We start from the raw sequence: 13,980 nt of genomic DNA on the forward strand, positions 1-13,980 counted from the left end.
TTGATATGCCTCAGAAACTCAGCGCGACTGTATTGGCAGCGCTTGCAATTGCGGTGGTATCGGGCAGTCGATTCCATCGGCGAGTGCGCGCAATAATTCTGCTTCAGCTATGTGTAGTTTGCCATCTTGCATAACACAAAGATTCATGGCTTTTAGTAGCTGTGGTTTTTGCAGTGGCTGCAACTGATTCAAGCGCGTCAAGGCTGCGTCCACCGCATCGAGTTTTATCGCACTGCGTGCAAGCAGCGTGAATTGTTTAAACGGTAAAACCCTGGATGCCAGGGCAAACGCCATCTCTGCATTCGCTTGGTTGGTGGCGCCGGTGTAGGCCATTAACGAAATCAGAAGCTGGCATTCCTCGTGCATTTGCTGCAAGGAATATTTGCTCAATGGCAGAGGAGCCGGACAAATGTTGTGTAATACAATGCGATGGATTGCCCACTCCATCAGGCTCACTTTTTCATCGGCCTGTATCAATCGATTTAATCCAGACAAAAAGTTCTGTTGTTGTGCGGCAGATAATTGCTTCAATGCGGCTATAGAAAGTTCAACTAGCGGCAAGCGCAGGTGTACCTCAGCCGCGGCGCTAATATTAATAATCGGTAGCAAACTGCCCAGTTCGTCGGCATCGAATTGTTCGGTCAACGCACTTAATTGATCGGTTCGCGTTTGCGGCAGCTGATCCAGCAATAATCCAAACACAACACCCCGCGCACTAAAGGGTTCCTGACAGGCTTTTTTTAACGCGGGAGTTATATGGGTTAAACAGTCTTGTGCATAAGCTAACTGTTCGTGTGTCGGTTGGGCGATTTGTGCCAGGTTGTTATCAATAGATGGATGCAGTGTTGTCTGGTCGTTGTGAAATTCATTGCTATATATAGAAGCAATAGGGCTGGAGTCCGAATCGGTAAAAGTCTTGCTTCCTTTATTAGTCTGATCACTATCATTGTTTGCAGCATGTGTGGATTCAAATTTTCCATCCCAGCGCGGCAGTATGCGTTTAATGCGCTCGCCTAAGGGCGGGTGCGTTGCCATGAATGCTAATAAGTGCTTCACGCCTTGGCTAAAGTACATATGACTGAACTCGGCGGCATTGTCATTGTGCAATCTGGAGCCTGCTGTGCTGGCGCCGATCTTTTTTAGCGCGCCTGCAATACCCTCGGGGTTACGTGTGAATTGCACGGCAGAGGCGTCGGCTAAAAACTCGCGCTGACGGCTCACCGCGGCCTTAATCAAATTGCCAAAAAATGTACCGGTATAACCAATAATTAATAAACCCAAGCCAATCAATACAATAAATCCGCCAGAAGATTTATTGCGGCTTGAACTCACCAGACTGGTGCGACGGTTGGCGCGCAGCAAAAAATCACCAATTAATCCGATGACTAAAATGCCGTAAAGCAGTGCGACCAAGCGCATATTCAAACGCATGTCGCCATGAAAAATATGGCTGAATTCATGCGCGACGACCCCCTGTAATTCATCGCGCGATAATTGTTGAATGCAGCCACGGGTGATGCCAATCACTGCATCTTGGGCGCGGTAGCCAGCGGCAAATGCATTTATTGCATCGTCCTCTAATAAGTAAACAGGAGGCACTGGTGTGCCGGAGGCGATGGCCATTTCCTCGACTACATTCAGGATTTTGCGTTCATCCTGATCCTGACTGGTGCCTAGCAATAAACGCCCACCCATAGCCTCGGCGATAGCGCGACCGCCGGAGCCTAATTGCATAAAGCGAAAAAAACTACCAAGAAAAACTACGCTGGTGACCGCCAGTGCAATCCAGAAAAAAGTTTGCACACTGAACGCATGCAGCACGCCATTCCACGTGCTGTGCGGTTGTTCGTATATCCAAGGAGAGGCATTGCCGGAAAAATAAACCAGCGCGGCTGCCGCGAAAGTGGTGATGCTCACCAATGCCAATACCGCCAGTGCCAACAAGGCGATCAACTGCTTGGTTTTGCGGCGCGCACGATCCTGATGCTCAAAAAAATTCATCTTGCACCTTGCGATATGTAGGCCTGATTAAAATTGCACTTTAGGTGCAGCCTGAATCTCGGTGTGATCATCAAACTCCAACAAACTGGCATTTTCACTGAAACCAAAAGCATTCGCTAAAAGTACCGGGGGAAAGGTTTGTTTGTAGGTATTAAATTCAGTGACTGCGTCGTTAAATGCTTGGCGTGCAAAGGCAATTTTATTTTCAGTGCTGGTCAGTTCCTCAGAGACTTGCAGCATATTTTGCGAGGCTTTCAGGTCGGGATAGGCTTCCATTACGACACTCAAACGCGACATGGCTGCACCCAACAGGGTTTCTGCATTTGCCAAATCGGCAATTGCCACAGGGCTGCCCGGGTTGGCGCTTGCCGCTTGTAAACCTTGCAATGCTTGATTGCGCGCTTTAACTACTGCCTCGAGTGTGTCGCGCTCATGGGTGATATAGGCTTTAGCCGTTTCTACCAGGTTTGGAATTAAATCGTAGCGGCGCTTGAGTTGCACGGCAATTTGGGAAAATGCATTTTCAAAACGATTTTTTAAGGTCACCAATTTGTTGTAAATCCCAATGACGTAAAACACCAACAGGGCAAGTACAACAAGAACAATCAAAGTAGTAATCATAGTGAATTCCTTTGCCTGGAAATATTATCGCTAGGAACTGGGCAAATATCGCACAGCTAAATACCGACTCGATACTAGCAGGATGGCGACAGAATACTAGTGGTTGACGCAGTGAGGATGGGGGTGGGAGAAAGCTGGTTTACTAGTCGATATATTCAAATACTTTAACGACTTGTATTACACCCTTGGTGGTGCGGGCCATTTCGGTGACGCGCTCCGCTTCATGGCGCGATACCAACCCCATTAAATAAACGCTTTGGGATTCGGTAATTATCCGCACACGACTGCTTTGGATATTACTTGCAATGAGTTTTGTTTTTATTTTGGTGCTGATCCAGGCATCTTTAGCGTGTGTGGGCAGGCGAGTTCGCTCACTGACCGCAAGCTCATTGTGAAGTTGACGCAGGGTATTAATCTGGCTAACGGTAGTGCCCGCCAATTGACGTAGTTGCTCACTTGGCACCTGCCCGGTGAGCAGCACTATGCCATTGAAACTGTCGATATTAATGCGTGCATTTTCAAATTCTTTGCTCGCTTTATGGATGTTTACCCGTGCAAAGGTTTCCAGCTGTTCATCATTAATTCGCGTGCCCAGGCTGCGTTTATTGGTGCTGATTTGTACTGGTTCGCTGGTAGTGACCTGAATTATTTTAGCGCACCCACTGAACAGTATCAGTGTGAGCAAAACCGGCAACAGCATAAAAAAAGCAGGGCTGGCGGTGCGCGTGAATCCCATTAGAATCCTCCGAATAATTGCTGGTCGATCAGGTCGCACAAACAAAACAAACTGAGCAGATGAACTTCGTGAATACGGGGTTTGGCTGCAGAAGGCACGCGAAGTTCAATATCTTGTTGATCCAGTAGTGCGGCTACGTCGCCACCATCGTTAGCGGTGAAGGCAATAACTTGCATGCCTTTATCGTGTGCGGCGCTAATCGCCTGCAATAAATTGCTAGCTTTCCCGGTGCTGGTGAGCAGAATCAACACATCGCCGGCCTGGCCGAGTGCACGAATTTGCTTTGCATAAATATCATTAAAGTTTGTATCGCTGCCTATGGCTGTTTGGGTGGTGAAATCTGCACCTATGTTTAGTGCTGGCAGGCTTGGCCGTTCCTGTTCGAAGCGATTGATTAGGCTGGCGGTGAGAATTTGTGCTTGTGCCGCAGAAATTCCATTACCACAGGTCAGCACTTTGCGTTCATTCAGCAGTGCATGCACGATTACCTGGCTGGCATGGGCAATTAGCGGTGCAAGCTGCTCACCCGCGTGCATTTTGGCTTCAATACTTTCGTGAAAGAGAGTGATAACGCGTTGATCCATAAGAGACTACTTGCCGTGTTGGTGCTAATAAAAATAGAAGGTAGCTACTGTAGCTGTCGCCCGGTGTGTTATACCCCAAAAGCGTTTTTAACCCATTGAATAGCGGGCGCAGTGCCGGTTTGGTCTAATGCTATCACATCAAACCGGCAGCGGACTTTGTCGTAAAGTTTTTGCTCCTGTAGAAAACGCATCGCAGTTTTAATAATTTTTTGTTGTTTGCGATAGTCCACCGTTTCCAGTGCCGGTGCGAAACGTTTGTTGGTACGCAGCCTTACTTCCACAAATACCAGCGTGTTCTCGCTGGGATTGGAATGCGGGGTTTTATCGAGCATGATTAAATCGATTTCGCCCAGTTTGCAGCGGTAATTGCGTAGGCGAGTGACCAGCCCCTGTTGGTTTAAAAAAGTTTCGGCCTGTGATTCGGCGGCGGAGCCAAGGGCAATACTGTTGTGAACTGGCGGGTTATTTTGTGCCGGGGTTGTAACATCCTTGTTGGGCATTGCGTCTATTCCTTGTGGGTGATGTTGAGCGTGATGAATGTTTAATATTGCAGATCACTTTGGTTGATGACCATCGGCAGGGGTTGTGCTTCGCCATTGCGGAAGCGCACCCAGATCTGCTCGCGTTCGATACGGCCATCCCTTGCCATTTGCAGTGCCCCAGTCGCGCCAAAAATACGCATGCCGGGCACCTGCTCCAGCTGTGGTAAACGGGCGTAAAGACGGAAGGCATCTGCGCCCAACGCATGCAAACGACCGTAAACTGCCGCTGATTGAGTGTGTTGCGCAACGGCTTGTTTCTCTGCGCTGCTGGTGTCAAATAACCAGGGCATAGTATTAAAACGCACACCGTTTAAATCGCGATCTGCTTTTATGTTGGCCTGGCCGGAATAAATTTGGCTGGTGGCGTACACCGGAATGTTGCCGGCATAGTGGAACGCAAAGGTTGGTTTGATCTGGCGCCCTTGTGCCGGATCGGCAATCAGGAAAATCATGTCCACATCGCTGCGGCTGCGCGGAGCAGTTTGCAGCGGTACACCAAGCAGCTCTTGCATTTCGCGGTTGCGAACCAAACTGTTTTCAATTTGCATCGCATCTTTGACTAATTTTGAATAGTTAGCGCCGCTTTGGAATTGGCTGCGATTCACCACCACGCCGCCCAGTTTTTCCCACTCCTCCGCAAATGCGCGAGCACTGCGCTCACTCCATTCTTGCGAGGGAATAATCACCATCGCCTGGCGATGACCTTCTAAAAAAGCCTGACGCGCAACTTGTCGCGCTTCATCCTCTACCGCCAATCCGAATTGATAAAAACCTTTGAGTGGTTGTGCGGGTTGGTTGTCCGGGTAATTTAGCGCAAGCACCGGCACTTCCAGCGCTGGCATCAGGCTCAATTCAGTGACTTTTTCTTTGTCGATGGGGCCAATCACCAAATCTGCACCATCGGCTACGGCTTGTTGATAAGCGCTGATGGCATCTTCGCTGCTATCGTATTGGCGCACTTCAGGCGCTTGGCGGCCATTGCCTAGCGCTTGGAAATATGCCGCAAAAAAACCATCGCGCACTGCCTCGCCGGCTTCGGCAAGTTTGCCTTGCATAGGCAATAGCAGCGCAATTTGTTTGGGTTGTTGGTCAATTAAACTTTGCAGGAGTTTTAAATCGCTTGGCAGATTATTGTGTGCCGGATGTTGGCGCCAGTCGCGCAGCCATTGCTGTAATTGTTCGCGCTGTTGTTCCAAATCGATTTGATTATTTTTATTGATGGCGGCCAGGCTATACCAGCCGCGCGCGGTATCACTCATGCCGCTCATGGCTAACTGTTGTAGCTCTGCAAAAGGAATGCTCATGAGGCTTTGCCAGAGCGCATCCTGATTGGTTTGCAACAATTTTTTATTGTTGGTCAGCGCGGCAAGTTGAATACGTTCATTCACGCTATTTTGTTGTTCGCCCAAAAGCGCAAACACCTGCGCGCGTTTATCGCGCAGGGAGATTTCCATCGCCGGCTCCATGGCTTGCCATTGTTGTTCCAGGCGCGGCTTGGTTAAAATGCCGTGCGCTAAAAAGTTGGAGCCTTCATTTAAGGCGACGGCGCTCAGCAAATCGGTGTGTTTGATGTAGGCCTGATCGGGCAATGCCTCTGCGTTTATATCCACCAACAAATCGCGAGCGCGATTGTATTTCCCTCCGTCGATATAGACTTGTGCCGCTTGCAACACCAAACTTTCGCGCTCAGGCGATTGTGCCTGGTTGGCCATTTGTAACAATTTGCCGGCACTGAGTTGCGCTGGCTGGCTGGATGCCGGCTTGGGTTTGGCTGCTTTTGTAGACTGGGGTGGTGTGCTGCTGCAGCCACTGAGTAACAATGCTGCCGAGAGCGAGCAAAGCACTAGTTTGGATACAGCAATCGGGCGAAAAACGCTACGCAACATTAGCCTGTGGGGCATGACGACCTCGGTGAAAAACTGCGGCTAGCAAGCTGCAGTAACAATTCAATATCAACATTCATATCAGTATCAGTGCGCGCTTAACTGGCCTGATCTCACTTTTGCGGAATGCGTTATGGCAACTCCTAGCTCCAACCCAGGCACCCTTTATGTCGTGGCAACCCCGATTGGCAATTTGGGCGATATGGTACCGCGAGCGGTGGAAACTCTACAAACTGTAGCGCTCATCGCCGCGGAGGATACGCGCCACAGTTCTCGTTTGCTGGCGCATTTCGATATTAAAACCCCCTGCGTTGCCTACCACGATCACAGCGATGAGCAGCGCACCGCACAGCTGATTGCGCGTATGCAAGCCGGTGAATCCATTGCCTTAATTTCTGATGCGGGAACCCCGCTGGTGTCTGATCCCGGTTATCGTCTGGTGCGCAGCGCGCGTCAGGCGGGGATAACCATTGTGCCTGTGCCCGGCGCTTGCGCCATGATCGCCGCCCTGAGCGCTGCCGGTTTACCCTCGGATCGTTTCGCATTTGAAGGCTTTTTACCGGCGAAACAGGTGGCGCGCTGCACGCATTTACAGAGCCTTGTGGCCGACCCGCGCACCCTGATTTTTTACGAGGCGCCGCATCGCATTCTGGAAACCCTGCAGGATATGGTGCAGGTGTTTGGCCCCGAGCGCGAAGTGGTGATGGCACGAGAGCTGACCAAAACCTTTGAAACGATTAAAGGCGATAAGGTGGCCGAGCTTGCTGCCTGGGTTGCGGCGGACAGCAATCAGCAGCGCGGTGAAATAGTGTTATTGGTACACGGCGCGCCCAAACCCGAGGGCGATGCTATTACTCCTGAGCAAATTCACATAATGAATGTCCTGCTGGAGGAATTGCCGGTAAAACAAGCGGCGAGCCTGGGCGCCAAGCTCACCGGTTTGAAAAAGAATTTTTTGTATGACTGGGCGCTTCAGCGGGATAGTTAACGCGTTTGCGCCAGCACGACCTTCCGCAGGGCATCGATCACCATTTGGTGATCCACTTCCTGAGCCAAGCCAGACACAGTGGCCGCGCCAATCAAGCCGCTATTTTTAATGCGCAGCGGAAACGCGCCGCCATGGGCGCAGTATTGTTTGGGGTCCAGGTGGGGGATGGTTTCAAAGTCGCGGTTTTTGGCGAGGTTGTATTGGCCGGTGTAATAGGAGCTGTGACCAAAACGCATCACTGATTGGCGCTTACGGTAGATCCAGTCCTGATTGTCCTTGTTGGTGCCGGGCATAAAGTAGCTAAAAAGTACCTGCTCAAAACCATAGATCTCTATGGCTATGGGGGCCGCGTTTTGATCTGCCGCCGCTTTAATCAGGCTGCCCAGCTCCCAGGCGGTGCTGTTGTTGAAGTAGTGCAGCTGCAGTTCTGCTTCCTGATCCAGGAGTGTGCTCAAAAGATTGCTAGTCATGGTGTGCCCAGCCTTAGTTGTGATTGATAACCGTCGCCGGTTGGAATGGTTGGATTAAACCTCAGGCACGCGTTGCTGCAAAGCAAAATTGCATTTGTTTCCAGAGGCTTGGTGCAGTTTGCAAAACTTGTATGTGGTGCGATTCGCGACTAAATTGTCTGCCTGCGTTGATTTTGGTGGCTTCACCCATGCTGGCATTTTATAAAAAAGTATTACTCGCCCTGGCGGGGTTATTGTTGTTAAGCGCGCTGGCCGCCTATTGGTGTATGCAGCGCACCTTCTTACAGTTATCGCTGCTGCCAGCACAACAAAGTGCCTTACCCTGGTCGGCCGAAGCCGGAGATGACCGCTACTGGGGTGGTGATTCGTCAGTAAAAATTAACGATGCCAGCTTTAGTATCGATGCCGATATAAAAGTTTCTTCCAAGGTGGAGCACCCCTTTGCGTCGGTATCACTGGTGTTTGGCGATGCCAAGGGAAAGCCGGTGCTGGCGAATCTTGCCTCCTTCCAAACTATTTCCTTCAGTGCCAAATGCGCTCCGGCTAATGTGCTCACTTTTAGCCTGGTAACGGTTGACGAGAAAATCACCACTGCCAGCGATCCTTTGAGTTACCGTTCCCCCTCGGCTTTTTTTGCCTGTGATGAAGACTGGACTCCGGTTGTGCTGGATCTGACTCGCCTTGAAACGCCGCAGTGGTGGCTGGAGCGGTTTCATCTGAAGTTATCCATGAAGGAGTATCAGCTCAAACAAGTGCCCAAACTGTTATTTGCCAGCAGCCCCCAGAGCCCGACGGATCTTGAAGCGCGTGTGCAGTTGAATGAAATTACCCTGATGGGGCGCGACTGGCGTTACCTTTATCTGTTGGGGGTGTTATTGCTGCTTGCCTGGGGCGGTTTTGGCTTTTGGTTTTTTCGCGCTCACAGTCGCGCATTGATTGCGGATTTACAAAGCCGCCTGCAAAAAGACCGCCCTCTGGTGGCTTACCAGCAGTTATCTGTAGAGCCGCAACGGGACAAGGATACCGATGCCATTCTGCGCTTTATGGCCACTGAATACGCCAATGCCGAACTGAGCCTGGAGTTGATGGTGAGCCGGATTGGCGTCAGCCGCACCAAGATCAATGACATACTCAAGGCGGAACTGGGTTTTACCTTTACCGGCTACTTGAATAAGTTGCGCCTGACCGAGGCCGCGCGATTACTGGCCGAACAAGAAGAGGCCAACATCGCCCAAATTGCCTACTCAGTGGGGTATAACAACGTGTCTTATTTCAACAAGCTGTTTAAAGAGGAGTACGGCTGTACCCCCAAAACCTTCAAAAGCCTGTGCAATAAGTAACACTCCAGTTATCAGGCTGGTTGATTTTTAATCGTCACCTTCAAATAAAACGAAAAAAACTTCAATTTTTTGCAAGTTCTAGGCTTTTTTGGAAAAGCGTTATTGGCATTTCCCGGTTTTTTATAGGCTTTGTTGACCGCAGCGGGATATCGCGGCATTGGGCTCAGGGAGGAACAGGCCCGCACAAGATGCCTGACAATAAAAAGTCGAAATACTAATAAAAGCCGAAATGCCAATGAAGTCTGCCAATCTGTTTGTTCTCTTGTCTCTAGTGTCGTTTCTTTCCGCATGTGGAGGCGGTGGGGGTGGCTCATCGCCAGCCGCGGGTGCTTCCAGTGCCAGACTTATCCCATCTTCTATCGCGCAGTCTTCCAGTCTGTCCACTGCATCGGTTGCGCCTGTTTCGTCACTGGCGGCCAGCTCATCGCTCGGCAACAGCTCATCCAGCCCGGTATCGAGCCTTTATCCAGACTACAACACCAGCCCACTGGCCGCCGATGCAACCGGTATGGGCAGCACGGCGGTGCAAGTTGCCAGCAAGATCAAACTCGGTTTTAACTTTGGCAACACCCTGGAGGCTATTGGTGGCGAGACGGCCTGGGGCAATCCGCTGATCACCGAGGCGCAGATCCAGTGGGTTAAAGAGGCCGGTTTTGATGCGATTCGCCTGCCGGTTGCCTGGGATCAATACGCCAATCAGCAAACTGCCGCCATCAGCCTAGAGTGGCTTAATCGCGTTAAGCAGGTGGTGGGTTACGCGGTAGATAATAATTTGTACGTGATAGTAAACATCCACTGGGACGGCGGTTGGTTGGAAAACAATGTCACCACCGACAAACAGCGTGCTAACAATGCCAAACAGAAGGCCTTTTGGCAGCAGATAGCGACCCATTTGCGCGACTTTGATGAACACCTGATCTTCGCCAGCGCCAATGAACCTAATGTGGATAATGCTGCGCAGATGGCGGTGCTCGATAGTTATCACCAGACATTTGTCGATGCCGTGCGCGCGACCGGTGGCAAAAACGCCAACCGGGTACTGGTGCTGCAGGGGCCTAAAACAGATATTGAAGAAACTGACCGCCTCTGGACTGGAATGCCCAGCGACAGCGCAACCAACAAACTTATGGCAGAGGTGCACTTCTATACACCCTTCAATTTTACCCTGATGACCAAAGACGAGAGCTGGGGCAAACAGTTTTACTACTGGGGTCAAGGTTTTCATTCCGCGACTGACACAGAGCGCAATGCCAGCTGGGGTCAAGAAGCCTGGGTGGATCAAATGTTTGACCTGATGAAAACCCGCTTTGTCGATCAGGGTATTCCTGTGATTTTGGGTGAATACAGCGCCATGCGCCGCGACAACCTGACGGGTGAGGCGCTGGAGTTGCATTTGGCATCCCGCGCTTATTATTTTCGCTACGTAACTGAACGCGCCAATACCAAGGGCTTGATTCCGTTTGTGTGGGATACCGGCAGTCTATTCAGTCGCAACAACTTGGTGGTCACTGATCAACGGGTATTGGACGCCTTATTACAAGGCGCAGGTAAAACATCAAGTGCCGCTGCAAGCTCTGCGTCGGCAATGTCTCCCGCGGCAAATTCTCGTTAAACCCCTGTTCCTCTTTTAGCCGGCAACCTTTCGTGCGAGGTTGCCGGCTTTTTTTCACTTTTAAGGATTTCTTAAGTTTCGCTAGCTAAGCTAAAAACAATTTTGGCTGTGGTATTGGATTGAGCGATGAATAAAAGCAATAAACCTGAAGAATCATTCTGGGGCATGGCTGCAGGCCCCTATGTCTATTTGTTGCGCATGGCGGCTATTGCGCTTCTGCTGTTGAGTTTGAGTCGTGTCGGTTTGGCGCTCTGGCAGGCGGAGCGGGTGAGTGCCACGGGCGACTGGCTTGGCATTTTGCTGCAGGGCGTGCGCGCCGACATTATTTTAGTCTCCCTCTGGTTGACTCCTTTGGCGCTGCTATTGCCCTTGGTGGTCGCCTGGCGACAGCTCTGGCTGCGGGTTTCTTTTTATTGGGCTTGGCTGGGGCTTGCGTTGATTGTGTTTATCGAATTGGCAACGCCCGCCTTTTTGCTGCAGTTTGATTCCCGTCCCAATCGATTGTTTATCGAATACCTGCGTTACCCCAAAGAGGTGCTGTCCACGCTGTTATTTGGTTTTACCCTGCCATTTATCGGAGGGCTGAGCCTGACGGTTCTGTTAAGTGTGGTGCTTTATCGGGTGCTGCGTTTGCCAGCAGCATCTGCGCCTCAATGGTCGTTACCAAAATATCTTCTGGCTTGGCCGCTGGTATTGCTGTGCCTGTTTATGGGGGTGCGTTCTACAACAGATCATCGCCCCGCTAACCCGGCTTTTTTTGCGATTACTGGCGATGCCATGGTGAATTCGCTGGTCATTAATTCCGGTTATTCGGTGCTCTACGCGATTTATAACCTCAAGCATGAGGCCCGCTCTACCGAGATGTACGGCAAATTGTCTACGCCGGAGATGCTGACGCTCAGCCGGGATTGGCCCTGGCTAAAAAACTATGCATTCAATGACCAGAATTACCCCACAGCCCATTACCAGCAAGCGGCAAACGCGCGCGCAAAGCCGCTGAATTTGGTCATAGTGCTGCAGGAGAGCATGGGGGCAACCTTTGTGGGTGCTTTAGGTGGCGCGGGGGTAACACCGGAGTTGGACAAACTGGTCGGGCAGGGGATTTGGTTTGAGCGCCTGTACGCGACCGGAACCCGTTCGGTACGCGGTATAGAAGCGGTGATGGCAGGCTTTCCACCTACCCCGGCGCAAAGTGTGGTCAAGCTTTCAAAAAGCCAACAGGGTTTTACTACCCTGGCATCCATATTAAAAAACGCCGGCTACAGCACCCAATTTATTTATGGCGGTGAAGCGCATTTTGACAACATGGCCAGCTTTTTTACCGGCAATGGTGTGGATGAAATCATTGATGTGAATAGCATTAAAAACCCGGTGTTTATCGGCAGTTGGGGCGCGAGTGATGAGGATGTATTTAATACCGCCCATCAACAGCTAACCCAATTACATCAGAGCGGAAAACCTTTTTTCTCGCTGATTTTTACCTCCAGCAACCACGAGCCATTTGAGTTTCCCGATGGTCGTATTGAACTGCACGAGCAACCCAAAAGTGTGGTGAATAACGCAGTTAAATATGCGGATTGGGCGATGGGGCAATTTTTTGCAAATGCCAAACAAAGCGATTACTGGCAGGACACGCTCTTTTTGATTGTTGCCGACCACGATAATCGTGTTTATGGCGATAACTTGATTCCGGTAGAAAAATTCCAAATTCCCGGTTTGATATTGGGTGCTAATGTGGAACCCAAGCGAATCAGCCAACTGGCAAGCCAGATCGATTTGGCGCCTACGCTGTTATCCTTGCTTGGTGTTTCCAGTTGTCACGCTTTAATCGGGCGCGATTTTGTTGCCGACCCTGCAAGCCCCGGGCGGGCGCTGCTGCAGTTCGGCGATTATTTTGCGCTGATGGAGACGGAACAGCTCACCCTACTCAAGCCCGACGCTTCCGCCGCTATTGCGCATTACAACGAGGAGCAAAACAAGCTCTCGGTGTTGCGCCCAGCCACGCCGGAAGAGCAGCGCAGGGCGTTGGCGCAGGTGCAATTGCCGTCTTATTTGTATCGAGAGCATAAATACCGCAGCGGTGATGCATGCGCGCCCGTCTCCTCGCTTACAACTGATCAGCCACCGGCTTCGCCGGGCGGGATTTAACGGCAATAATCAACCCTGAGGCCGCGACAATACACATGCCGATCAGACTGGTGCTGTCAGGAATGGTGCCGAAGATAAACCAGCCCATTAAGCCCGCCCAAATCAGCTGCAGGTAGGTCATAGGCGCAAGTACTGAGGCGGGCGCATGGCGGTAGGCCAGGGTGAACAGGTAATGGCCCAAACCACCGGTTAGCCCCATGCTGAGCAGCAACACCAGTTCGAGGGTGCTGGGCGTTTTGTTCTCCCAATACCAAGGGAGTGCCAAGCCAAAAATGATGGAGCCGATCAGTGCGGTGTAAAACAGCAAGGCTATCGCTTTTTCGGTACTCGCCAGAAGGCGCGACAACAATTGATAAGTCGCGTTAGCGCAGGCCGCCATCAGCGCAAAAAAGACTCCCAGTGCATCCAGCCCGCCGCCCGGGCGTGCAATCAACAACACGCCAATAAACCCGGTCACAATCGCCAGCCAACCCCAGGCACCAATGCGTTCGCTAAGCAGTGAACCCGCTAATAAAGCCACCAGTGTGGGCGCCAGAAAATTGATCGCGGTAGTCTCTGCCAGTGGCATGCGCTGCAGCGCCATTCCCATACACAGCGAAGAAAGTGTCAGCGCAAGCCCGCGCAGAATGACAAGGCCGGTGCGTTGGGTTTTCACTAGCTGGGTCGAATGGCGCGGCGCCAGAATAATCAGCATTACCGAGCAGTGCACCAGATAGCGCATGGCAACCACAAAGGGCACGTTGTAGTGGCTGGTCAGGTATTTGGTGATGCTGTCCATGCAGGTAAACAAAAAAAGCGCGGCGGCGGCGAGCAAAAAGCCCTTGAGGATATTGTGGGGCAAGTGTGCTTGCTGCGGTTGGGTGCTGATCTCTGGTGTAGAGGGCGTCACCGGTGGTTGGCCGGTAGGTGAATCGCTCATTTGCTTGTAGTCCAATCGCTGCACAAAAATAAGTCTTATTAATAATAGCAGTAATGCAAATTAGTCGGCAGTGGCGGTAGCAAAATACCCTGAATAATAGTCCGCGTCCGACAATGACCCGACCATAAAAAAGGGG

The 13,980-nt window shown here is 51.2% G+C and carries 12 protein-coding genes; 4 read left to right on the plus strand and 8 right to left on the minus strand.

All coding sequences use genetic code 11. The features are described 5' to 3' along the window. Nucleotides 1–18 precede the first annotated feature (18 nt). The 6 genes from ACFODX_RS00150 to ACFODX_RS00175 all read right to left on the minus strand — a co-directional run bounded on the left by ACFODX_RS00150 (nt 19) and on the right by ACFODX_RS00175 (nt 6,385). The gene (locus ACFODX_RS00150) at nt 19–2,001 is read right to left on the minus strand and encodes a M48 family metallopeptidase (RefSeq protein WP_378114836.1); all 1,983 of its coding nucleotides are present in this window, start codon (nt 1,999–2,001) and stop codon (nt 19–21) included. Nucleotides 2,002–2,028: 27 nt separating this feature from the next. After that, complete coding sequence (locus tag ACFODX_RS00155; RefSeq protein ID WP_378114838.1) at nt 2,029–2,622, minus strand: LemA family protein; 594 nt, start codon at nt 2,620–2,622, stop codon at nt 2,029–2,031. A 142-nt stretch (nt 2,623–2,764) separates the two neighbouring features. Beyond that, nucleotides 2,765–3,358, minus strand: coding sequence for a BON domain-containing protein (locus ACFODX_RS00160; RefSeq protein ID WP_378114840.1), 594 nt, complete (start codon nt 3,356–3,358; stop codon nt 2,765–2,767). Continuing rightward, complete coding sequence (locus ACFODX_RS00165; protein WP_324258086.1) at nt 3,358–3,942, minus strand: SIS domain-containing protein; 585 nt, start codon at nt 3,940–3,942, stop codon at nt 3,358–3,360. The genes ACFODX_RS00160 and ACFODX_RS00165 overlap by 1 nt, the downstream gene beginning before the upstream one ends. Nucleotides 3,943–4,010: 68 nt before the next feature. Then, a complete protein-coding gene (locus ACFODX_RS00170) occupies nt 4,011–4,442 on the minus strand; it encodes a YraN family protein (protein ID WP_378114842.1) in 432 nt (143 codons plus the stop codon). A 41-nt stretch (nt 4,443–4,483) separates the two neighbouring features. Further along, nucleotides 4,484–6,385 (minus strand): penicillin-binding protein activator, encoded by a 1,902-nt coding sequence (locus ACFODX_RS00175; protein ID WP_378114844.1) that lies wholly within the window; start codon nt 6,383–6,385, stop codon nt 4,484–4,486. 115 nt (nt 6,386–6,500) lie between these two features. On the opposite strand from ACFODX_RS00175, the gene rsmI reads away from it, so the two are divergent. Continuing rightward, on the plus strand, nt 6,501–7,355 hold the full coding sequence (rsmI, locus tag ACFODX_RS00180) for a 16S rRNA (cytidine(1402)-2'-O)-methyltransferase (RefSeq protein ID WP_378114846.1): 855 nt from the start codon (nt 6,501–6,503) through the stop codon (nt 7,353–7,355). Here rsmI and ACFODX_RS00185 read toward each other — a convergent pair. Then, complete coding sequence (locus ACFODX_RS00185; protein WP_378114848.1) at nt 7,352–7,825, minus strand: heme-degrading domain-containing protein; 474 nt, start codon at nt 7,823–7,825, stop codon at nt 7,352–7,354. The two genes, rsmI and ACFODX_RS00185, sit on opposite strands and share 4 nt — an antisense overlap. Nucleotides 7,826–8,013: 188 nt before the next feature. Here ACFODX_RS00185 and ACFODX_RS00190 point away from each other — a divergent pair, with 188 nt between their 5' ends. The 3 genes from ACFODX_RS00190 to ACFODX_RS00200 all read left to right on the plus strand — a co-directional run bounded on the left by ACFODX_RS00190 (nt 8,014) and on the right by ACFODX_RS00200 (nt 12,925). Beyond that, on the plus strand, nt 8,014–9,165 hold the full coding sequence (locus ACFODX_RS00190) for a helix-turn-helix domain-containing protein (RefSeq protein WP_378114850.1): 1,152 nt from the start codon (nt 8,014–8,016) through the stop codon (nt 9,163–9,165). 235 nt (nt 9,166–9,400) lie between these two features. Next, entirely contained in the window at nt 9,401–10,777 is a 1,377-nt protein-coding gene (locus ACFODX_RS00195; RefSeq protein ID WP_378114852.1) for a glycoside hydrolase family 5 protein, read from the plus strand. Nucleotides 10,778–10,903: 126 nt separating this feature from the next. Further along, nucleotides 10,904–12,925 carry an LTA synthase family protein gene (locus tag ACFODX_RS00200; protein ID WP_378114854.1) on the plus strand — a complete coding sequence of 674 codons (2,022 nt, stop codon included), beginning with the start codon at nt 10,904–10,906 and terminating at the stop codon, nt 12,923–12,925. Here the strand turns inward: ACFODX_RS00200 and ACFODX_RS00205 are convergent. After that, nucleotides 12,885–13,844 carry a DMT family transporter gene (locus ACFODX_RS00205; protein ID WP_378114856.1) on the minus strand — a complete coding sequence of 320 codons (960 nt, stop codon included), beginning with the start codon at nt 13,842–13,844 and terminating at the stop codon, nt 12,885–12,887. The two genes, ACFODX_RS00200 and ACFODX_RS00205, sit on opposite strands and share 41 nt — an antisense overlap. Nucleotides 13,845–13,980 lie beyond the last annotated feature (136 nt).

This window comes from Cellvibrio fontiphilus (assembly GCF_042646205.1).
Taxonomy (GTDB): domain Bacteria; phylum Pseudomonadota; class Gammaproteobacteria; order Pseudomonadales; family Cellvibrionaceae; genus Cellvibrio; species Cellvibrio fontiphilus_A.